Source organism: Pseudarthrobacter sp. ATCC 49987 (genome assembly GCF_009928425.1).
In the GTDB taxonomy this organism is placed as follows: domain Bacteria; phylum Actinomycetota; class Actinomycetes; order Actinomycetales; family Micrococcaceae; genus Arthrobacter.
Map to the genome: position 1 here is coordinate 2,888,701 of NZ_JAABNS010000001.1, position 21,659 is coordinate 2,910,359.

A 21,659-nucleotide genomic window follows, 5' to 3' on the forward strand; every position below is an offset into this window, starting at 1 on the left:
GAAGCGGCGCGCAAGTCACTCGCCGGGGCTCCATTGTGCCCCGGTCTCGGCCATGTAGGCGGCCACCGCGGCATCGATGGTGCGGTAGAAATGGCGCGGGTCGATTTGCCGGGTCAGTTCGTACCGTTCGATCTTCTCCCGGACCCCGTGCTTGAGCTCCGCGAAGACCAGCGAGGTGCCCTGCGCGTTCAGCTCAACGTCCAGCTCGAGCAACACATCCGCCGCCGTCGTGTCGACGTCGGTGATTGGTTCGGCCGCGATGACGATCCACCGCGGCTTGGGTTCGGCCCGTGCCAGCCGCCGCACGTTCTCGCGGAACGGCCGAACGTTGGCGAAGAACAACGGCGCGTCGAAGCGGTAGATCACCAGCCCGGGCAGGTGCTTCGCGTCCGGATGGAAATGCACGTCGTGGAACCCCTCGACTCCCGGCACGCGCCCGATCACGGTCTCATAGGGCCACCAGGCCCGGCGGAAGATGTTCAGGATGGACAGTCCCACCGCAATGCCGATGCCGGGCAGGACACCCAGCAGCGTCACCCCGAGGAAGGCCGCGATTGAGAGGTTGAACTCGGTTTTGCGCTGCTGCCAGAGTCGCCGGGTGCCCGGGATGTCGGCGAGGGATATCGAAGCGGTAATCACAATGGCCGCCAGGGCCGGCTGGGGCAGGTTCCGGAACAGTCCCGGCAGCAGCACCAGCATGAGCAGGATCAGCACGGCACCCGTCACGCCCGTGAGCTGGGTCTTTGAGCCGGAACGTTCCGCGACCGCCGTCCGGGAGCCGCTGGTGCTCACGGGGAAGCCCTGGAAGAGGCCCGCCGCCAGGTTCGCCGCACCAATGCCGATCATTTCCTGGTTGCCCCGGATCTCCTCGCCGGAGCGGGCGGCGAACGACGACGCCGTCGAGATCGTGTCCGTCAACGACACCAGCGCAATCCCCAGGGCGCCGGCGAACATCAGGGCGAAGTCCGAGAACTCCAGGAAGGGGATGGTGAACGGCGGGAACCCCTGCGGGAGTTCACCGACCAGGGATACGCCCCGATCGGCGAGACCAAAGACCGACGCCGCCCCGATCGCAAGCACCACCATCACGAGCACCGAGGGGACCTTGGGCAGCCACCGTTGCAGCGCCAGGATCAGCACGATCCCGGCGATCCCGACGGCGGCCGCGGCCACCACCGCTTCGCCCCCTGCCAGGCCCTGGACGAAGCCGACGAGGTCCCCGATGAAGCCCTCGCCGCTCACCGAGAACCCGAAGAGTTTCGGGAGCTGGCCGACCAGGATGGTGACCGCGAGGCCGTTCATGTAGCCGATCATGGTGGGCTTGGAGATGAGGTCCGCGATGAAGCCAAGCTTGGCCACGGACGCGAGGATCATGATGACGCCGACCAGCGCAAGCATCGACGCGAGCACAACCGCCTTCTGCGGGTCGCCGTCGGACGCGACGAGCGGCAGGACCGTCGCCGCGATCATCGGGCCCAGCGAGGAGTCCGGCCCCAGCACCAGGATGCGCGACGGACCGAAAATTGCGTAGGCGAGCAAGCAGAGAACGGTGGTGTACAGCCCGGTGATCGGGGGCAGCCCTGCCAGCTCCGCGTAGGCCATGCCCTGGGGAACCAGCAGCGTCGCCAGCACAATTCCGGCGACGATATCCTTGCCGAACCAGCTCCCCTGGTACTTGGCGGCGACGTCGAGTCCTGGCATCAGCTGGCGCAGCCAGCCCGTCCGCCGTTGTCCAGTCGTCGTCATAGGAGCACTCTGCAGGGCGGGGCCGCCCGGTGCATCCTCCGCCGAGGGTGAACCGGCCCAGCCGGCCGGACCCTTGTCGCAATAGGTGAAGTATGCTTCACTATTTGTACGGAGGGGAGTATCCCCTGGATGTCCCGTCGTCATTACGGCCGACCCTGAGCGGCCCGGCGGTACAGGTCCTCTGGGGCCGGGAAAGACCTCCAGTTGGTGGTACTGACTGGAAACGGGTGTCCCCTCGTGAATGTTCCTTTTTGGGCCTGGTTGGCCGTTCTTGCTCTCATCTTCCTGATGCTGGCCATCGACTTGTTCGCGCACCGCCGGGCGCACGTCATCGGTGTCCGTGAAGCCGCTCTGTGGTCCGGTATCTGGGTCGCCTTCGGCGTCGGCTTCGGCGCCTTGGTCTGGCAAATCTACGGCGCTGAGTTCGGCCAGCAATACTTCGCCGGATACCTGATCGAAAAATCCCTCGCGGTGGACAACGTGTTCATCTGGGCGATCATCTTCACCTATTTCGCCGTCCCCCGCGAATACCAGCATCGGGTGCTGTTTTTCGGGGTCCTGGGCGCCCTGGTCTTCCGCGGCATCTTTATCGCGGCGGGTTCCGCCATCATTGCGAGCGCCGGGTGGGTGCTCTATATCTTCGCGGCGTTCCTTCTTCTCACCGGCTACAACATGATCCGCCACCGCAACGAACACCTGGATCCGGAAAAGTCCCGGGTGCTGCAACTCTTCCGCCGGCGCGTGCCCATGACGGACGACTTCCACGGCCAGCGCTTCGTGATCCGGAAGAAGGGCGCCGTGCTGGCCACCCCGCTGCTGGCTGTCCTGGTCCTCATCGAGGTCACCGACATCATCTTCGCCGTCGACTCGATCCCGGCGATCTTTGCCGTCACCGACGAGGTGTTCCTGGTCTTCACCGCCAACGCCTTCGCCATCCTCGGGCTCCGCGCCATGTACTTCCTGCTCGCTGACCTGATCCACCGCTTCATTTACCTCAAGATCGGACTTGCGCTAGTCCTGGTCTGGGTGGGCATCAAAATGCTCCTCAAAATCGACATCTACTACATCCCCACGCCGGCGTCCCTGGCCGTTATTGCCACTATCCTTGGGGTGTCCATCGGCGCAAGCCTCTGGGTCACGCGCGGCCAGGGCCGCAAGCCTCCGACAGCTCCCGTGAACCCTCCGTTCGGAACCGCCACCCCCGAGGAGATCGCAGGTCTCGAACCCCTGTGGCGCAAACGCAAGGACACGGAGGCGTCGTCGGAAGCTGCGGCGGATATTGCCAGTGAGGAACAAAAATGACGGCCTCCCCGCAAGGACCTGATCAGGGCCCGGAGCCGCAGTTGGCTCCGGCCCCCGCACGCCCCCCGTGGACCTTCTTGACGAACCACGGGCACGTCCTGCTGTCGGTGGCCGCAGACCCGCAGGCCCGCATTACCGATATCGCCGCGAGGGTCGGCATCACCCCACGCTCAACCCTGCAGATCCTCAAGGACCTGGAAGATGCAGGATACCTGCACCGCGTCCGCGCCGGGCGGCGAACCCGATATGCCCTTGAACCCCACCAGCACTTCCGCCACCCGGCCACGGCAAGCTGGGAAATCGACGGACTGATCGGACTCTTCGCCGGCCCCGCGCCGTCGGCCTGACCGGCGTTGCCCTGTCAGTTATGGTTCCCATCCGCCGGTTTTGGCAACCAGGAGTGATAGGGCAACTGGAGGGTTAGTGTCCGGACGCGGCCAGTTCTGCCAGCAGCTCCGTCTTGCGTTCCTCGCTCGCGAAGGAGGACCGGATCGAGTTCGCGGCCATCCGAACGCAGTCGAACTCGGACAGGCCAATCACCGACTTGAGCTGCGCGAAGTTGTCGTCCACGTACCCGCCGAAATACGCCGGATCGTCCGAATTCACGCTCACGTTCAGGCCCGCGGCGAGCATGGCCGGCAGCGGATGCTCCTTCAGGGTGTCCACGGCGCGGAGCCGGACGTTGGACAGCGGGCACACGGTCAGCGGCATGAGCTCGTGCACCAGCCGTTCCACCAGTTCGGGGTCCTCCATGCAGCGGATGCCGTGGTCGATCCGCTCCACGTCCAGGAGGTCCAGCGCATCGATGATGTACGACGGCGGGCCCTCCTCGCCGGCGTGCGCGATCCGGCGCAGCCCGGCGTCCTTGGCCCGGGCGAACAGCCGCTGGAACTTGGCCGGCGGGTTGCCGACCTCGGCCGAGTCGAGGCCGATGCCCGCGATCGGGGCGTTCATGGCGAGCAGCTGGTCCAGCACCTCCAGCGCGGAGTCCTCGGACAGGTCCCGCAGGAACGCGGCAATCAACAGGGTGGAGATCCCGAACTCCTCGCGGGAGTTCGCCAGTACCGACGCCACCCCTTTGACACAGGTCTCCAGGGCCACCCCGCGGGACAGGTGCGCCTGCGGATCCAGCATGATTTCGGCGTGCCGGACGCCGGCGACCGCTGCCCGGGACAGGTAGGCCCGGGTCATGTCGGCGAAGTCCTGCTCGGTCTGCAGCACGGCCATGTTGGCGTAATAGAGGTCCAGGAAGGACTGCAGGTCGGTGAACTCGTAGCGGGAGCGCAGCTCCTCCAGGTCCGCATACGGCAGTTGGATGCCGTTGCGTTCGGCCAGGACGAAGATCAGTTCGGGCTCGAGGGTTCCCTCGATGTGCAGGTGGAGTTCCGCGACCGGCAGCGGGCCGTGAACCTCCTCGGGAACGTCGGCGAATGCGGGGATCTCGGGGGTGGCCGTTGCTGGGCTGTCCGGTGCAGCGCCCTCGGTGGCGGCGGCGCCGTCGTTAGTTTCCATTCGGTAAGGATATGCCCGCCGGCGGCAGACCCGGATAGAGTCGATTGGATGCACAGTGATCAGTATGCTTCCAATCTGTCCGGACCGGCCATTCCAGGGCTGAGCGCCGACCGTCCCGCGGACGGCTTTGTCCGCGTGCGCGGCGCCCGCGAGAACAACCTGCGGAACGTGGACGTTGATGTGCCCCGCGACGCCATCGTCGCGTTCACCGGAGTGTCCGGTTCCGGCAAGTCTTCCCTGGCCTTCGGCACCATCTACGCCGAGGCCCAGCGCCGGTACTTCGAGTCCGTGGCGCCCTACGCCCGGCGGTTGATCCAGCAGGGCCACAACCCCAAGGTGGAGATGATCACGGGACTGCCGCCCGCCGTCGCGCTTCAACAGCGCCGCGGCACGCCCAGTTCCCGCTCGACGGTGGGGACGGTCACCACGCTGTCCAATTCGCTGCGGATGCTCTTCTCCCGCGCCGGCAGCTACCCGGACGGCGCCGCGCCGCTGGATTCGGACGCGTTCTCCCCCAACACCGCCGCCGGCGCCTGCCCGGAATGCCACGGGTTGGGCATCGCGCATACCGTCACCGAATCCTCCCTGGTGCCGGACACGTCGCTGAGCGTCCGCGACGGCGCGATCGCCGCGTGGCCCGGCGCGTGGCAGGGCAAGAACCTGCGCGATATCCTCACCCACCTGGGCTACGACGTCGATACTCCCTGGCGGAAGCTGCCGAAAAAGGACCGCGACTGGATCCTGTTCACCGAGGAACAGCCCGTGGTGGAGGTGACGCCGCAACGCGACCGGGTCGCGAAGCCGTACAAGGGCCGGTTCTGGAGCGCGAAGAGCTACGTGCTGCACACCCTCGCCGATTCCAAGAGCACCACCATGCGCGACCGCGTGCTGCGCTTTATGGAGACCGGGCCGTGCCCCGCCTGTGGCGGCGCCGGCCTGACCCCGGCCGCCCTCGCGGTGACCTTCGCGGGCCGCACCATCGCGGACCTCAACGGCGTCCCCATGACGGAACTGGCCGAGATCATCCGCCCCACCACCGAGCTGACGGCCGCCGGGACCGCCTCGCGCAAGCAGAGCTCCGGCGAGGGCAACGAAGTGGCCGTCGCCATCACCCGGGACCTGCTGCAGCGGGTGACGGTGCTGCTGGACCTCGGCCTGGGCTACCTCGCGCTGGGCCGGTCCACCCCCACACTCTCGCCCGGCGAGATGCAGCGCCTGCGGATCGCCACCCAGCTGCGCTCCGGCCTCTTCGGCGTCATCTATGTACTCGACGAGCCGTCCGCCGGCCTGCACCCGGCCGACGCCGAGCCCCTCCTGGCCGTCCTGGACCAGCTCAAGTCCTCCGGCAACTCGGTGTTCGTGGTGGAGCACAACATGGACATCGTCCGCCGCGCCGACTGGCTGGTGGACGTCGGCCCGCGCGCCGGTGAAGGCGGCGGCGAGGTGCTCTACAGCGGCCCCGTCGCCGGGCTCGCCGAAGTGGAGGCGTCCGTCACCCGGCCGTTCCTGTTCCCTGATGGGTCAGGGAACGCGGGCGGCTCCGGAACGGCGGGCGACGGCGGCTCTTCTGCGGGCGCCGCCCGCCGGGAAGCTGCCGGCTGGCTGGAGCTGCGCGGCATCAGCCGCCACAACCTGCGCGAGCTCGACGCCGACTTCCCCCTCGGCGTCCTGACCGCGGTCACCGGCGTGTCCGGCTCCGGCAAGTCGACCCTGGTCAGCCAGGTCCTCGCCGAAGTGGTCGGCGCCCACCTGCATCCGGAAGGCGGCACCGTGGCTGCCCCGGAGGATTTGGAGTCCGAACCGGCCGAATCCGCCGAGCCGCTCAGTGTTGGCCCGGTCTCCGGGCTGGACCGGGTGGACCGGCTCGTCAAGGTGGACCAGAAGCCGATCGGCCGTACCCCGCGCTCCAACCTCGCCACCTACACCGGGCTGTTCGACGCCGTCCGCAAGGAATTCGCCGCGACGGACGAGGCAAAGGCCCGCGGCTTCGGCGCCGGCCGGTTCTCCTTCAACGTCGCGGGCGGCCGCTGCGAGACGTGCCAGGGCGAGGGCTTTGTCGCCGTCGAGCTGCTGTTCCTGCCCGGCAGCTACGGCCCCTGCCCGGAATGCCACGGCTCGCGCTATAACCCGGAAACCCTTGAGGTGACTTACCGCGGCAAGAACGTCGCCGAAGTCCTCGGCATGACGGTCAACGCCGCCGCAGAATTCCTGGCCGAGGTCCCCGCCGCCGCACGCAGCCTGCAGACCCTGCGCGAGGTGGGCCTGGGCTACCTGCGGCTCGGCCAGCCCGCCACGGAGCTCTCCGGCGGCGAAGCCCAGCGCATCAAGCTCGCCACCGAACTGCAGCGCGCCCAGCGCGGCCACTCGCTCTACCTCCTGGACGAGCCCACCACGGGCCTGCACCCGGCCGACGTCGAACTCCTCATGGCGCAGCTGCACCGGCTGGTCGACGCCGGCAACACGGTGATCGTGGTGGAACACGAGATGGACGTGGTGGCCGCAGCGGACTGGGTGATCGATCTCGGACCGGCCGGTGGTGACGCCGGCGGCAAGATCATCGCGGTCGGAACGCCCGCCGTCGTCGCACGGTCCAAAAAGAGCCGGACGGCGCCATATCTGGCGGCAGTGCTCGGCGGCTGAACCGCGTCTGGGCACTGGAAGCCGTTGATTTTACCGTGAATCCGCGGAAAATAACGTCTTGATAACGGCAGAAGCCTGACTTAGCCTTGTGGTCATGCCCGTTGACCGGGCATTGAGTGCCCGGTGCTGCCACCACCAGATACTGCCCGACCGGTAGCCACCGCAATGACCTCTATTGTCAGGGGCGGGCAGTAGTGCGACAACGTCCGGGGACGGACCGAGCACCGGTGGCCCTCAGGAGCATCTATCCCATGAAGAAAACCACCTACAGCACTGCCGCGCGCCGCGGCGTCACCCTTGCGGCCGTCTCGATCGCCGGCGTCGCCTTGTCCGCATCGGCGGCCAACGCAGCCATCCCCGCCGCCACTGCCACGTCCGTCTGGGATTCCCTGGCGCAGTGCGAAAGCGGCGGCAACTGGGGCATCAGCACGGGCAACGGCTACTCCGGCGGGCTGCAATTCAGCCCCGGCACGTGGGCGGCCTATGGCGGGACAGGGTCTGCGGCCAGCGCCAGCCGCGAGCAACAGATCGCCGTGGCCGAGAAGGTGCAGGCCGGCCAGGGCTGGGGCGCGTGGCCGTCCTGCGCCGCGCAGCTTGGCCTGACCGGCGGCGCCATTGCCCCGCAGAGCCTGCCGGTGGCCAAGGCACCCGCCGCGGTTCCTGCGCCGGCCAAGGTGCCTGCCCGGACCGCCGCCCCGAAGGTCGCGGCACCCAAGGTCGCGGCGCCGAAGGCGGCTGCCCAGGCGCCGCGGCACGTTGCGGCTGTCCCCCTGAGCGGCGAGAGCTACACCATCCAGAGCGGCGATACCCTGAGCAAGATCGCCGACAAGCTCAACATCGCAGGAGGCTGGCACCTGCTGGCCGACGCCAACGCGGCCACCATCAGCGACCCTGATCTGGTGTTCCCGGGCCAGGTGCTGCAGCTGCCGGCCTAGTCTGTCCGCCCTCGGCGGCACGGGTTAAAGCGCGACGCCGGGGCGTCCCCTCAGGGGGACCCTCCGGCGTCGTTCTTTGGCTGTTCCTGGGTATGTAGCCGGCAGGCTCAGGCGGCCCGGGGAATCTCGCGGACAATCCGCACTTTCCAGGCGGTGTCGTCGCTCGTGTCCAGCAGGGCGACGGTGCCCATGGCGAGGTGCAGCGCCACGCGTTTGGCGGCGAGCAGTTCGAGGTAGAGGTTCTCATTCATGCGGCCCGGGGCATCGATGACGTATTTCACGGCGTCGCGGACTTTGCGGTAGTTGTCGCTTTTCTCGCGGTTGAGATGCAGTTCCAGCATCCGCCGCTGGCGGATCTTGGGTTCGTGACGGTTCAGCCAGGACACCGCGGCGTGGACCGCGACCACAAGGATGAGCGAGACAACGTAGACCTCCCAGCCGCTGGAAAGCAGGAACAGGGGAAGATTCGCGATCGCCACCACGGCAATGAGGAGCCGGAACGCCAGGATGCGCCGCATGGTCAGCGCTACGGCCGCCAGGGCCGTCCGGAATCCGTGCTGCTCCTTGCGGGCAGCCGCCGGATCGATGGTGAACTCCTCCAGGACCAGGATCCCGTTCGCTTCGGGACTGAGCATTTGCCCGTACTTGGGCAGGTGGCCGGACGCAGGCTGCGCCGGAGATTCAGTGACTGGCTTCTTCGGCATGGGGCGTGTCTTCCGTGCGGCAGGGGTATTTTGTGCTAGTTTACGCGCCCAAGCTGAGAGCCGTCTGTCCCGTTCCGAAATGTGAACACGCTCACCCGCGGCTGCCAGCAATTGGTGCATTGGCTCCGTGGCCTCAAACTGGAGAGATGCAGACTTTTCTCCCCTTCCCCGATTTCCAGCAGAGCGCAGCGGTTCTGGACCGCGAGCGGCTCGGCAAGCAGCGCGTTGAAGCGCTGCAGATCCTGCGCGCCCTGGTGATCCCGGAGTACGGCTGGCAGTCGCACCCGGCCATCCGGATGTGGATGGGGTACGTTCCCGCGCTGACCCTTTACGGCCTGACCATGGCCGACGAGTGGACGGCCCGGGGCGGCGAGGACACCACTCGCGGGAAAATCATGGAGTTCGCTCCCCAGGCTGCGCACCCCGACTACGCCGCGAAGATCCCGATGCCGCCGTGGCTCGGTGCCCCGGAGCTGCACCTGAGCCACCGCTCCCGGCTGATCGCCAAGGACCCCCGGTTCTACGCGCCATTGTTCCCGGACACGGACCCGGACCTTGAATACGTCTGGCCGGAGCCGACGCTCGACCTCCTGCCGGAGGACCCTGCCGGTGAGCGGATGTGGGTCCTCCGCCTGCCGCTCGGCGATACTGCGCCGGAGAAGCTGGACACCGTCAGCCTCCCGCCCGTGGGCAAGGCCAAGGCAGCCGCCGGGGACGATGAGTACCAGTTCGTCTACGCCGACTCAGGCGCGCGGCGCCCCGCGAAGCAGCGCAAGCTCCCGCCAAAGCAGCTCGTCAAGAAGCCGACGCGCAAGCGCCAGCAGCAGGAAGAGGCGTTCACCACGCTGCCCGGCAACTCGGTGGTAGCCATCCCGATTGCGGGTGGCACGTCCTTTGCCGTGGGCAAGGTCCTGGGCCGGCCGATCACCGTGGACGGCCATTTTGCGCGCAACTTCCAGGTGGACGAGATCCTGGACCGATCGGACTTCGACTACCCGGCACTGCTGCAGGATCCCCGGGTCTTCTTCCCGATCCCGGCGCGATAGTCCGGGTTCGGCGGCCGTGGCCGCCGAAAACTGGCAGACTGGCCAGCATGACTGTACTTATGGCCGGTTGCGGCGATCTGGGCACCGAAGCCGGGCTGCGGTTCGCTGCGGCGGGCCACCGGGTGGTGGGCTGGCGACGCTCGCCGGAGAAACTTCCGGCCGCGATCGAAGGTGCAGCGGCTGACCTGAGCGCCGGTGAACTGCCGCCCATCCCGGCGGACACCACCGCCGTCGTCGTCGCGATTGTGGCGGACTCCCCCACCGAGGCTGCCTACCGCGCCGCCTACGTGGACGGGTTGTCGAACGTTGTGGACGCAGTCCTCACGTCCGGCGCCCCGGTCCAGCGCGTGCTGTTTGTCTCCTCAACCGCCGTCTACGGCGACGCCGGCGGGGACTGGATCGATGAACGCACGACGCCGGAACCCGGCGGGTTCTCGGGCCGCATCATCCGCGAGGCGGAGGACCTCCTCCACAGCCGGCTGGGCGGCACCGGGATCACTCCGGTGGTGCTGCGGCTCGGGGGTATCTATGGCCCCGGACGGACCCGGCTGATTGACCAGGTCCGCGGCGGCTCCGCGGTGATTCCGGCAGAGTCACGTTTCACCAACCGCATCCACCGGGACGACGCCGCTGCCGCGATCGTCCACCTGTGCACCATGGAGCCAGTCCCGGCGCCGGTGTATTTGGGCGTGGACAACGAGCCTGCCGAGCTCGGCGAGGTGCTGCGTTTCCTGGCCGCCGAGCTGGGACTTCCCCACCCGCCGTCGGGCGCTGCTGAAAGTGGCGGGCAGAGCGGCGGCTCACAGAGCGGCGGCGGCGAGCCGTCCCGCGGCGAGCCGTCCCGCGGCGGCAACAAGCGCTGCAGCAATGCACTGCTGCGGGGCACCGGGTTCGACTTCCGGTACCCCAGTTTCCGCGAGGGCTACCGGGCTATCCTTTCCGGAGCGGGAGTCCGGCACCCCTGACCGGGGGCCCGGACCGAACCACCCATTTCTTTGAGGGGAACGATGGAATTCAAGGACAGTATCCAGTCGGTCGGCGGGTTCATGGACATCGCCGGTGTGGCTGTCATGGTGCTCGGCGCCGTCATCTCCATCCCGATGGCCCTGCGCGGCTTCCAGCCGCGCAAGCTTCCGGAAGGGGCCGAACCGCTGTCGGTGTACCGCTCGTACCGGCAATTGCTGGGCCGTTCGATCCTGCTCGGGCTAGAGCTCCTGGTCGCGGCCGACATCATCCGGACCGTCGCCGTCACGCCAACCTTCGAAAGCGTCGGTGTGCTGGCCATCATCGTGTTGATCCGGACCTTCCTGAGCTTCTCACTCGAGCTCGAAATCACCGGCCGCTGGCCATGGCAAACACAGCCCGGGGGCTCCTCCGCAGCCCCCGAACTAGCGGATCGCGACCGATGAGTCCTGATCCTTGGCCGGTTGCCCCTGAGCTTCCGACCCCGATCATCATGGATCAGCAGTGGACAGATGCGGTCTTCCTGCACTGGCGGATCCCTGAGGCCGTCGCTGCCCCGTTCATGCCGCCGGGTGTAGTCCCGGACACCTTCGAAGGGTCCGCCTGGGTGGGGCTGATCGGTTTCCGCATGCAGGGCGCCGGCCTGGGCCGCGGGCCGGGGATCCCCTATTTCGGGAGCTTCAACGAGATCAACGTCCGCCTCTACTCCCGGGAGCCCGACGGCACCCGGGGTGTGGTGTTCCTGAGCCTGGATGCGACGCGGCTGGCGGTGGTTCTGGCGGCCAGGACGGCCGGGATCCCTTATGTGTGGTCGCGGGCGGGTTTCCGTGGTGCGGGGGCTGTGGAGCCGGTGGCCGGCGTTGTTCCGTCCGGCGAACTGGACGGTCCCCGCGCCGGATACTGGGTGCGGCGGTTCCGGGGCGGCGCCCGGAGCGACTTTGCCGTGGCCCCGGAGTCCGACGCCGCAGCCACCGACCCGCTGTCCCTCCACCTCACCGCCCGGTTCGGTCTGCACACCCGATTCCGGGGCAGGACCCTGTACGTTCCCAACACCCACACCGCGTGGCCGCTATACCGGGCAGAACTGACCCAGCTTGAGGACCAACTGGTCGCCGCGGCCGGCATCAACGTCGAGGGGCCGCCGGAATCGGTGCTCTTCTCGCCCGGGGTCCGCACCCAGTTTGGCCGGCCACGCGTGCTGGATAGCGGGTCCTGAACCTGCCGTCCGGCGGATTTCTGGCTCATACTGCGGAGGGAGTCCGGCCGTGCGTTTAATGTCGTAGCCGGTCACTAGTGTGGGTTTATGGAAACCGTCAGGGATTTCATTGCTTTCCAGGACACAGGCCGGGGCGTTGCGCCGGCCGGGCGGTCTGGTGTGGATGATGCTCTGGCCGCGCTCCGGGAGGTGGCTTTGACGGCGGCCGGGGACGCCGCACTCTGGGGATTCCGGGAGGCCTCGGATTTCGCCGGCACGGTGGAGGAGTTCTCGCGGATCGCGGAGTATCTGCAGCTCGTCGCGGCCGGCGCCGTGGACCGGACCCGGAAGCAGGCCGCGGCCGCCGGCCCGAAGGCGGGCACCTCGTGGACCACGGGCTGGCGGGAGAACCCCGGCGGCACTGACGACCCGGCCGCTGCGGATGAGCCTGCTGGTGCTGTTGATGACGGGTACCGGAACACTCCGGAGTTCCTGCGGGCGCGGCTGCGGATCGGCTCCGCGGAGGCCCGGCGCCGGTTGTCCCTGGCCGAAGGCCTGCTGCCCCGCCGGGGATTCACCGGAGAAGAGTTGCCTGCTGTGCACGGGGAGCTGGGGGCCGCCGTTGCCTCCGGCGCGGTCGGGTCCCGGTCCGCGACCATCGTCAGCCTCGCCCTGGACCGTGTCCGGCACGTCTGCGACACCGAGACCGCCGCAAGGATGGAACACGCCCTGACCCGCACCGCCGCGGAGCACGACCCGGACTTCCTGGCCCGGGTGTCCCGGAGCTGGACCGACGCGATCGACCAGGACGGGGCCGAGCCCTCCGAAGAGCTCCTGCGCCAGCTCCAGGGCGCGTTCCTCCGCAAGCCCCGGCACGGGCTGCAGCACCTGGAGATCTTCGCGACCGCCGAACAGTTCGAACACCTCCTGACCGTTATGAACACCGCCACCAACCCCCGCACGCCAGCCCCGGACGCCGGGGTGGACGCTGCCGCCAGCCCCGATTCCGCAGCGGACGGTTCCGAGGCGGGCGCGGACGTCCCGCTTGACCTGCGCTCGAGGCCGCAGAAACTCCTCGACGGCCTCATCGGTGCCTGCAAAGCAGCCCTCGCCGCCGGGACCCTGCCCGTTACGGGAGGGCTGCGCCCGCAGGTCATGGTCACCATCGACTACCGCGCCCTCCTCGCCCGGCTCAACACGCCTGGCGGAAGCCGCGACGCTCACCACGGCGCCCGGGAATGGGGTTCCGGAGATTCCTTCCACCGCGGGCAGGTCACGGCGCAGACCGGGTCGCTGCTGTTCACCGGCCCCGTCACGGCCTCGACGGTCCGGAAGATCGCCTGCGACGCGGACATCATCCCGGTCCTCCTTGGCAGCGCAGGCCAGGTCCTGGACATCGGCCGCACCACCCGGGTCTTCCCGCCCCACATCCGCAAAGCCCTCACCGCCCGCGACGGCGGCTGCGCGTTTCCCGGCTGCACCATCCCCGCGCCCTGGTGCGAAGCCCACCACATCACCTACTGGTCCCGCGGCGGGACAACGGGCACGGACAACGGTGTGCTGCTCTGTTCACACCATCACCATGTGATCCACAAGGAGCAATGGAGCATCCAGGTCCGTACCGGCATCCCGTGGTTCATCCCGCCACCACACCTTGACCCCCGCCAAAAACCCCGACGCAACCACTACTTCCGCCCCGCCAACCTCGACACCCCCGGCTGACCCCTCCGGACCTGCAGCCAGCCAATTGTCTCTATCATGGAGATACCATCGAAGGGTGAAAGCCACGATGCCGGAGGACCCGGGCAGCCCCAGGGCCGCGGCCCTTGGGTCGGCCGTGCTGGAGTGGAGCGGCGCGCTCGCTGCCGGAACGCTGGTGGTGGTTCCGCTCTGGATGTTGTTGGGCAACAGCGCCGTCCTCGGCGGCCACCCGGCGCTGCCCGTCCTGCTCTTGGCTGCCGTCGCACTCGGCCTCCTGTGGATGTTCCTGCTGGCCAAAGATTCGGGTCTGAACAAAGCCCGGAGCGTGACAAATCGCGGGCAGGAAAACCCCGAAGTGTCGCGCTGGCAACTGGCCCGCGGCATCCTGGTCCGGCTCGCCGCTTTGGTTCTCGTCGCCGGGCTGGCGTGGCTCAACCCGTTTGCCTACGATCCCAGCGGCGAGGCCGGCCAGACCACCGGAACCACCGCCGAGGACGCCACCTCGATCACGCTTGCCCCGGAAGGGAAAGCCAGTGCGGGCCTCGTTTTCTACCCCGGGGCGCGGGTCGATGCGCGCGCCTATCAGGACATCCTGGGCCCGATCGCGAACGCCGGCCATCTGGTCGTCATCCTGAAAGTACCCTTGGGCATCCCCCTGCTGGACATAGGCCAGGCCCGCGGCGCCATGGACGCCCACCCGGAGATCACCTCGTGGGCAGTCGGGGGCCACTCACTGGGAGGAGTCAGCGCAGCTTCCTTCGCAAAGTCGAACTCGGATGTCTCCGGACTTCTGCTCTTCGCCTCCTACCCCGCGGACAGCATGTCAGATTCCTCAGGGCTCTCCGTGCTGTCCATCTCGGGCTCGAATGATGGCCTCACTACTCCGGACAAGATCGCTGCGTCGAAGTCCCTGCTGCCGCCGACCGCCAGATACGCAACAGTAGAGGGTGGAGTGCACGCATTTTTCGGCGACTACGGTGAACAGCCCGGGGACGGCGAGCCGGGCATCACCCGTGAATGGGCGCAGAAGCAGATCACCGCGGAGTCCGTCCGTTTCATGGACCGGCTCCGCGCCGCGAGCTGACAGGCGCCGGCTGATAAGCAGCGGCTGACAAGCGAACAGGTGGCCTTCGCTCTGGCCCACGATCAGCTTCGGCCGAACCCGCGCTAACGCCCCGCGGCGTACCCCTGTGCGCCGCGGGGATTGGCCGCTGCCTGCAGCACTCCGGTCGAAGGATCCCGCACCACCGCGGACAACCGTCCCAGCGTCCAGCCGCCCGCGCGGGTGACGATATGACCGCGGCGTTCGAGTCCGGCGATGACGTCCTCACCGATCCGGTCCTCGACGACGGCGCCGCCGGGCTCCCAGGTGCGCGGCCAGAACGAACCGGGCATCGACGTCGTATGGAACGTGGGTGCGTCGACGGCCTGTTGCGGTGAGTAGCCGCCGATGATCGTGCGCAGCAGGTACGGCAGCTGCCATTGGTCCTGCTGGTCACCACCGGGCGAACCCAGGGCGGTCACGGCCTGGCCGTCCCGCAGCACGAGGGTGGGCGTCAGCGTCGTGCGCGGCCGCTTGCCCGGGGTCAGGGTGGACGGCGTGCCCGGTTCCAGCCAGGTCATCTGCAGCCGCGTACCCAGGCAGAAACCCAGCTCAGGGATGGCGGGCGAGGACTGCAGCCAGCCGCCCGACGGTGTGGCCGAGACCATGTTGCCCCAGCGGTCCACGACGTCGATATGGCAGGTATCGCCGCGGGTCTCACCGCTTGGCGCCACAGTCGGCTCCCCCACCCCGAGCCCCGGGGAGCCCGCCCCCACGAGCGCCGGCGGCGTGTAGTGCGTCCGCAACGGCGGCAGATACGGCTCACGGCCGGGCACCGCACCGGGCCGGAATTCGCGCGAGGCCCGTTCCCCGATCAGCGCGCGGCGGCCGGCGCAGTACTCGGCGGACAGGAGGAACTCCAGCGGCACGTCCGTGTCCCCGTAGTACGCTTCCCGGTCCGCGAGCGCCAGCTTCTGGGCTTCCAGGATGGTGTGCGCCCCGAGCTCGGTGGACGGGTCGAGGTGCCGGTCATCGAATCCGTCAAGAATGGCAAGCGTCTGAAGCAACGCCGGCCCTTGCCCCCACGGCCCGGTTTTGGCGATCGTGTGCCCGCGGAACTCCACGGTGGCGGCCGGCTCGTAGCCAGCCTCGAACCCCGCGAGATCCTCCAGCGCCACGACACCCCGATGGTCCGTCCCGGAGGAATGCCGGTGCGGGGTCTGGACCGAGTCCACCATGGCCCTGGCCACGAAACCTTCCCGCCATTCGCGGCGGGCAGCGTCGATCCGGGCCTCCCGCGAGGACTCCGCTGCCCCGAAGTCCATCAGCCGCTGCAACGTCCTGGCATAGGCCGGATTCCGGACCAGCTCACCTTCCGCCGGGATCCGTCCGCCGGGCATCCAGAGTTCGGCCGACGTGGGCCAGTGCGTCTGGAACAGTGCTGCCACGGCAGCGATCGTCGTCCCGACCCTCCCCAGCATGGGGTGCCCGTCGCGGGCATAGTCGATGGCGAATTCCAGCACGTCGCCCAGTTCCCACGTCCCGTGGTCCCGGAGCACCAGGAGCCAGGCGTCGACGGCGGCGGGCACCGCGGCGGCCAGGGCACCTGAGCCGGGTACCAGGTCCAGGCCTTCGGCGAGGTAATGCTCCACGGTCGCCCCGGCCGGGGCCGGGCCCTGGCCCATGAGCACGACCGGTGTGCCGGGTTCCGCCGCGGTGACGAAGACACCGGTCATGTCCCCGCCGGGTCCGTTCAGGTGCGGTTCGACAACATGCAGGACGAAGGCTCCCGCGGTCGCGGCGTCGAACGCGTTACCGCCGCGTTCCAACACCGCTTGGGCAGCCGCCGTCGCGAGCCAGTGCGTGGAGGCGCTCATCCCGAAGGTGCCCTGCAGCGTGGGCCTGGTGGTGAACGGATCCGGCCGGGTGAACTCCACGGTGCCGGATTCCGCGGAACCCTGGGATTTGTCAGCGATGTCAGCCAAACAGGGCCGCCACCCGCGTGAGGGTCTCGTACACGCCGTACCCCAGCGGGACTCCGACCAGTGCCCACGCAATGACCAGTTTGCCGGTGGACTGTTTCACCGATGTCTCTGCAGTACTCATCTCAGGCCTCCAAGGCGGGTTCTTCGGCCCGGACGCGGTCCGGGCGTGGTTCGTGGAACCGGTCGTCGACCGGTTTGACCAGCAGGTTGGCCACAAAGCCGATGACCAGCAGCCCCACCATGGTCAGCAGCGCGGGCTGGTAGGACGCGGCCGTGAGCTGGCCGGGCTTGCCCTGGGCGTCCAGGAACGCGTTGACGATCAGCGGCCCGGCAATGCCGGCCGCGGACCAGGCCGTCAGGAGCCGGCCGTGGATCGCCCCGACCTGGAAGGTGCCGAACAGGTCCCGCAGGTAGGCCGGGACGGTCGCGAAACCGCCGCCGTAGAAGGAGATGATGACGAACGCGAGCGCCACATAGAGGAATGTGGTGGTGGAACCCGCCAGCGCCAGCACCAGATAAAGGACCGCGCCAACGCCGAGATACATCATGTAGATGCGCTTGCGGCCGGTCACATCCGAGGTCGCGGACCAGGCGAAGCGGCCGGACATGTTGCCGATCGAAAGCAGCCCGACGAAGCCGGAGGCGACGGCGGCACTGACCAGGGACACGCCGTCGGACTGGCGGAAGAAGTCCTGGATCATCGGTGCGGCCTGCTCCAGGATGCCGATGCCTGCCGTGACGTTGCAGAAGAGGGCGATCCAGACGAGCCAGAACTGCCTGGTCTTCACGGCGTTCTTGGCGGAGACGTTGTCGGTGGTGACGAGCTTGGCGGCCTTGACCTTGGCCGGGTCAAAGCCGGCCGGCTTCCATCCCTCAGCCGGGACCTTGATGGTGAACGCGCCGAACATCATGTACGCGAGGTACACGACGGCGAGGGTCAGGAAGAGTTTGCCGACGGAGTCGCCGCTGGCGACCCAGCCCTTGGCGCCGGAGTTGGGGTCGTACATCTTCAGCAGCGCGGTGGAAACCGGGCTGGCGATCAGGGCGCCCCCGCCGAAGCCCATGATGGCCATGCCGGTGGCGAGGCCCGGGCGGTCGGGGAACCATTTGATCAGGGTGGACACCGGCGAGATGTAGCCGATGCCCAGGCCAATGCCGCCGATGAAGCCGTAGCCGAGATAGACCAGCCACAGCTGGCTGCTGAAGATGCCGAGCGAACCGATCAGGAAGCCACTGGCCCAGAACACGGCCGACGTGAACATCGCCTTGCGCGGGCCGTTCTTGTCCACCCAGGTGCCCATGATGGCGGCGGAGAGGCCCAGCATCACGATCGCGATGGAGAAGATCACGCCGATTTCGGTCAGGCTGGCGCCAAAGTGCTTCACCAGCGCCGTCTTGTAGACGCTTGTGGCGTACGCCTGTCCGATGCACAGGTGCACGGCGAGCGCTGCGGGCGGCACCAGCCACCGGTTGAATCCCGGTGGGGCAATCGTTCGTTCACGGTCCAGCCAGCCCATAATGTGCTCCCCTTGCTTGTCGAAGACGTCGGTGTCCCGGCGGCATAGAGGCGAATGGCCCCCAATGCGGGCCGTTGCCTTCGGCAATCATGGTGCAGATCATCAGCAAACGTATGATCCGTGCGCCGAGCGGTAGGGAATCCGCGATGAGCGGTCGGGCTACTTTCCCAGTCCTGCCTTCCGCAGCGCCTCGGCCATCGCGGTGTTGGCCGGTGCCGGCACGGGCGCCGGCTTCTGCGGCTGCCTGGCGGGACTCCTGCGATCGGGCGCCGGCTTCCCGGACGGCTGCCTGGAGGGCGCCGGTGAAGCCGCGCGTCCAGCGGGGGCCGCCTGACCACCCGGGGCCGCCGGCTCGTCGTCGAGCCGCAGGGTCAGCGAGATGCGTTTCCGCTCCGGATCGGCCTCCAGCACCTTGACCCGGACCACCTGCCCGGACTTCACCACCTCCCGCGGGTCGGAGACGAACCGGTTGGCGAGCGCCGAGACGTGCACCAAGCCATCCTGGTGGACGCCGACGTCGACGAACGCGCCGAACGCCGCCACGTTGGTGACGGTCCCTTCCAGGATCATGCCGGGCCTGAGGTCGGAGATCTTCTCGATACCCTCGGAGAAGGTGGCCGCGGCGAAGGCCGGTCGCGGGTCCCGCCCGGGCTTCTCCAGCTCGGCGATGATGTCCTGCACCGTGGGCAGGCCGAAGGAGCCGTCGACGAAATCCTGCGGATTCAGGGTGGCGTAGCTTCCCGCGGCCGGCGCCTTTCCGGCCGCGGCTTTGATCTTCCGCGCCACCGGGTACGCCTCCGGGTGCACGCTGGAGGCATCCAGCGGCTCCGCTCCCCCGGTGATCCGCAGGAAGCCGGCGCACTGCTCAAACGCCTTGGCGCCGAGCCGCGGCACCTTCTTCAGCTCACTGCGCTTGCTGAACGGCCCGTGCTCGTTCCGGTAGGCCACGATGTTCTCACTCAGCAGCTGCCCGACGCCGGCCACCCGGCTCAGCAGCGCCGGCGAGGCCGTGTTGACGTCCACGCCCACGGCGTTCACGCAGTCCTCGACGACGGCATCAAGACTGCGGTCCAGCTTGGCGGCCGTGACGTCGTGCTGGTACTGCCCGACGCCGATCGACTTCGGCTCGATCTTCACGAGCTCTGCGAGCGGATCCTGCAGCCGCCGCGCGATGGACACAGCGCCGCGCAGGGACACGTCCATGCCGGGCAGCTCCGCGGCGGCCAGTGCCGAGGCCGAATATACCGAGGCGCCGGCCTCCGAGACGACGATCTTTTGCGGCTTGGGGCTCTGGTTCCCAAGGGACGGGCCGGCAGAGTCCGGGCCCGCCGTGAGCTGTTTGAGCAGCTCCGCGGCGAGCTTGTCCGTCTCCCGGGAGGCGGTGCCGTTGCCGATCGCCACGAGTTCGACGCCGTGCCTCCTGGCCAGGGTGACGAGCGTCCGCAGCGCCTCGTCCCATTTCCGGGCCGGGGCGTGCGGGTAGACCGTGTCCGTCGCAACTACCTTGCCGGTGCCGTCCACCACCGCGACCTTCACCCCGGTGCGCAGTCCCGGGTCCAGGCCCAGGGTGGTGCGGTTCCCGGCCGGAGCTGCCAGGAGCACGTCGCGCAGGTTGGCGGCGAAGACCCGCACGGCCTCGTCTTCCGCGGCAGCGAACATCCGGCTGCGCAGGTCAGCCGTCAGCCGGGCCAGGACGCGTGAGCGCCAGGCCACCTGGGCGGTCTGCAGCAGCCAGGCGTCGGCGGGCCGGCCGCGGTCGGCAACCCCGAGGAACCGGGCCACGGCGGCTTCGTAACGGCCGCGCGCGGCGGTGAGTGCGGCGTCGTCGTTCGGTTCCGCCTCGGCGAGGTCCAGCTCCAGCACCCCGCCCTTCTCGCCGCGCAGCAGCGCCAGGACCCGGTGCGAGGGCATCCCTGACGGCTGCTGGGAGAACTCGAAGTAGTCCTTGAACTTCTGGCCCTCGGCGTCCTTGCCCTTCTTGACCCGGGACACCATCCGGGCCTGCGTCCAGAGCCGCTCCCGCAGTGTGGCGGCAAGGTCGGCGTCCTGGGCGACGCGTTCCACCAGGATGGAGCGGGCGCCGGCGAGCGCCGCGGCGGTGTCGCCAATGGAGTGCCCGGCGTTCAGGTAGCGGGCGGCTTCGCGTTCCGGATCGAGCTCGGGCCGCTTCAGCAGGGCGTCGGCCAGCGGCTCCAGCCCGGCCTCGCGGGCGATCTGCGCCTTGGTGCGCCGCTTCGTCTTGAACGGCAGGTAGATGTCCTCCAGCCGCGACTTCGTGTCCGCGCCGACGACGGCGGCCTGCAGCTCCGGAGTCAGCGCACCCTGCGCGGCGATCGCCTCCAGGACGGTCCGACGGCGGTCCTCCAGCTCGCGGAGGTAGCGCAGCCGCTCCTCCAGGTCGCGGAGCTGGGTGTCATCGAGGGTCCCGGTGGCTTCCTTGCGGTACCGGGCGATGAACGGCACGGTGGACCCGGCGTCGAGCAGGTCCACGGCCGCCTTCACCTGCCAGGCCAGCACACCGAGCTCTTCGGCGATCTGGGCGGCGATTCCGGACTCCTGCGTGTGCGGAGCCTGGGCCTTGGGCGACGGGGTCCTAAGGGACGGGGTCTTGGCTGACGGGGTCGGGCGCTGCGGGAGTTGGGTCACCCTGCCATTTTGCCTTACCGGGCCCGTCACCCGGCGGCGCCGGCAGCGGGCTGGGGCTGTTCGACGTCCTGGAGGACCTCGTTGCGGCGGAGGAACCAGGGCTTGAAGGGCGGATCAAAACGGGCGAACCGCGGGAGTCCGACGGCGGTAAGACCGGCCGCTGCCAGCGCGGCCTGCAGTTCCTGGTTCCGTTTCCCGAACGCACTCTTCGATCCGCCACCGGAAAAGTTAAGGGCAGCGGCAAGGGAGCCCGGCACGGTCCGGATCCTGACGTCCGGATTGGTGGGGATAGGGGCGGTCTCAGCCGTCATCCCCGCCGGCAGGACGAAGGCCACGACGAAATCGGTTGATTCCTCTCCCCCGGTCAGCGATCCGCTTTGCAGAACCGGGGCCGTCATGGCCAGTTTCTGTGGCGGCCCGAAGCCCTGGACCACCGGGGCGGTAATCGCCACCGCTTGCCGGGACGTGTTGTTGCCGCCGATGTAGTTGAAGAGGTGCCGGAACGCTGCATTGCCGGCCCGGTCGAAGGTCGCGTTGACCTGCACTTCGGCCACCACATGCGCGGGATACCGGCGCAACTCGAAATCCTTGTAGCGCTGGACCAGTTCGAAGGGTTGCTGTTCAGTCATCGTCTTCAGACCATACGCCGAGCCTCTGACAGGAACCAGCCCGTTCCACCGGAGTGCGCGCCGGATTGTCGGAGGGCTTTGATAGCTTGAAGAACA

General features: G+C 68.4%; 18 protein-coding genes. 10 read left to right on the forward strand and 8 right to left on the reverse strand.

Features of this window, described 5'->3' with window-relative positions; all coding sequences use genetic code 11:
* Positions 1-15: 15 nt before the first annotated feature.
* Positions 16-1,746, reverse strand: a complete 1,731-nt coding sequence (locus GXK59_RS13380; RefSeq protein WP_160667476.1) for a SulP family inorganic anion transporter — start codon at positions 1,744-1,746, stop codon at positions 16-18.
* A gap of 237 nt (positions 1,747-1,983) precedes the next feature.
* On the opposite strand from GXK59_RS13380, the gene GXK59_RS13385 reads away from it, so the two are divergent.
* Both GXK59_RS13385 and GXK59_RS13390 read left to right on the forward strand, forming a co-directional pair.
* On the forward strand, positions 1,984-3,048 hold the full coding sequence (locus tag GXK59_RS13385; protein WP_160667478.1) for a TerC family protein: 1,065 nt from the start codon (positions 1,984-1,986) through the stop codon (positions 3,046-3,048).
* A complete protein-coding gene (locus GXK59_RS13390; protein WP_160667480.1) occupies positions 3,045-3,395 on the forward strand; it encodes a helix-turn-helix transcriptional regulator in 351 nt (116 codons plus the stop codon). Before GXK59_RS13385 ends, GXK59_RS13390 begins: the two co-directional genes overlap by 4 nt.
* Positions 3,396-3,468: 73 nt before the next feature.
* On the opposite strand, the gene GXK59_RS13395 is transcribed toward GXK59_RS13390, so the two are convergent.
* Positions 3,469-4,560 carry an adenosine deaminase gene (locus GXK59_RS13395; RefSeq protein WP_237393893.1) on the reverse strand — a complete coding sequence of 364 codons (1,092 nt, stop codon included), beginning with the start codon at positions 4,558-4,560 and terminating at the stop codon, positions 3,469-3,471.
* A gap of 48 nt (positions 4,561-4,608) precedes the next feature.
* Here GXK59_RS13395 and GXK59_RS13400 point away from each other — a divergent pair, with 48 nt between their 5' ends.
* Both GXK59_RS13400 and GXK59_RS13405 read left to right on the forward strand, forming a co-directional pair.
* Positions 4,609-7,200, forward strand: coding sequence for an excinuclease ABC subunit UvrA (locus GXK59_RS13400; RefSeq protein WP_160667482.1), 2,592 nt, complete (start codon positions 4,609-4,611; stop codon positions 7,198-7,200).
* A gap of 251 nt (positions 7,201-7,451) precedes the next feature.
* Positions 7,452-8,135 carry a transglycosylase family protein gene (locus GXK59_RS13405; protein ID WP_160667484.1) on the forward strand — a complete coding sequence of 228 codons (684 nt, stop codon included), beginning with the start codon at positions 7,452-7,454 and terminating at the stop codon, positions 8,133-8,135.
* Positions 8,136-8,242: 107 nt separating this feature from the next.
* Here GXK59_RS13405 and GXK59_RS13410 read toward each other — a convergent pair whose 3' ends face one another.
* Positions 8,243-8,770 (reverse strand): hypothetical protein, encoded by a 528-nt coding sequence (locus GXK59_RS13410; RefSeq protein ID WP_160669164.1) that lies wholly within the window; start codon positions 8,768-8,770, stop codon positions 8,243-8,245.
* A gap of 215 nt (positions 8,771-8,985) precedes the next feature.
* Between GXK59_RS13410 and GXK59_RS13415 the strand changes: the two genes are divergently transcribed.
* The 6 genes from GXK59_RS13415 to GXK59_RS13440 all read left to right on the forward strand — a co-directional run bounded on the left by GXK59_RS13415 (position 8,986) and on the right by GXK59_RS13440 (position 14,828).
* Positions 8,986-9,885, forward strand: coding sequence for an MSMEG_6728 family protein (locus tag GXK59_RS13415; RefSeq protein WP_160667486.1), 900 nt, complete (start codon positions 8,986-8,988; stop codon positions 9,883-9,885).
* A 47-nt stretch (positions 9,886-9,932) separates the two neighbouring features.
* Positions 9,933-10,850, forward strand: coding sequence for an SDR family oxidoreductase (locus GXK59_RS13420; protein WP_160667488.1), 918 nt, complete (start codon positions 9,933-9,935; stop codon positions 10,848-10,850).
* Positions 10,851-10,892: 42 nt separating this feature from the next.
* Entirely contained in the window at positions 10,893-11,294 is a 402-nt protein-coding gene (locus tag GXK59_RS13425; RefSeq protein ID WP_160667490.1) for a DUF1622 domain-containing protein, read from the forward strand.
* On the forward strand, positions 11,291-12,064 hold the full coding sequence (locus GXK59_RS13430; protein ID WP_202129127.1) for a YqjF family protein: 774 nt from the start codon (positions 11,291-11,293) through the stop codon (positions 12,062-12,064). The genes GXK59_RS13425 and GXK59_RS13430 overlap by 4 nt, the downstream gene beginning before the upstream one ends.
* 87 nt (positions 12,065-12,151) lie before the next feature.
* Positions 12,152-13,765, forward strand: coding sequence for an HNH endonuclease signature motif containing protein (locus tag GXK59_RS13435; RefSeq protein ID WP_160667492.1), 1,614 nt, complete (start codon positions 12,152-12,154; stop codon positions 13,763-13,765).
* Positions 13,766-13,820: 55 nt separating this feature from the next.
* Entirely contained in the window at positions 13,821-14,828 is a 1,008-nt protein-coding gene (locus tag GXK59_RS13440; protein WP_237393894.1) for an alpha/beta hydrolase, read from the forward strand.
* Between the two features lie 83 nt (positions 14,829-14,911).
* Here the strand turns inward: GXK59_RS13440 and GXK59_RS13445 are convergent, their stop codons facing one another.
* The 5 genes from GXK59_RS13445 to GXK59_RS13460 all read right to left on the reverse strand — a co-directional run bounded on the left by GXK59_RS13445 (position 14,912) and on the right by GXK59_RS13460 (position 21,563).
* Positions 14,912-16,663 carry a gamma-glutamyltransferase family protein gene (locus GXK59_RS13445; RefSeq protein WP_202129219.1) on the reverse strand — a complete coding sequence of 584 codons (1,752 nt, stop codon included), beginning with the start codon at positions 16,661-16,663 and terminating at the stop codon, positions 14,912-14,914.
* 100 nt (positions 16,664-16,763) lie between these two features.
* Complete coding sequence (locus GXK59_RS20905) at positions 16,764-16,892, reverse strand: MFS transporter small subunit (protein WP_272927721.1); 129 nt, start codon at positions 16,890-16,892, stop codon at positions 16,764-16,766.
* Between the two features lies 1 nt (position 16,893).
* Positions 16,894-18,288 carry an OFA family MFS transporter gene (locus tag GXK59_RS13450; RefSeq protein ID WP_160667494.1) on the reverse strand — a complete coding sequence of 465 codons (1,395 nt, stop codon included), beginning with the start codon at positions 18,286-18,288 and terminating at the stop codon, positions 16,894-16,896.
* A gap of 159 nt (positions 18,289-18,447) precedes the next feature.
* The gene (locus GXK59_RS13455) at positions 18,448-20,934 is read right to left on the reverse strand and encodes a Tex family protein (protein ID WP_160667495.1); all 2,487 of its coding nucleotides are present in this window, start codon (positions 20,932-20,934) and stop codon (positions 18,448-18,450) included.
* Positions 20,935-20,960: 26 nt separating this feature from the next.
* Positions 20,961-21,563: an SOUL family heme-binding protein gene (locus tag GXK59_RS13460; RefSeq protein WP_160667497.1), complete on the reverse strand. Its 603-nt coding sequence runs from the start codon at positions 21,561-21,563 to the stop codon at positions 20,961-20,963.
* Positions 21,564-21,659 lie beyond the last annotated feature (96 nt).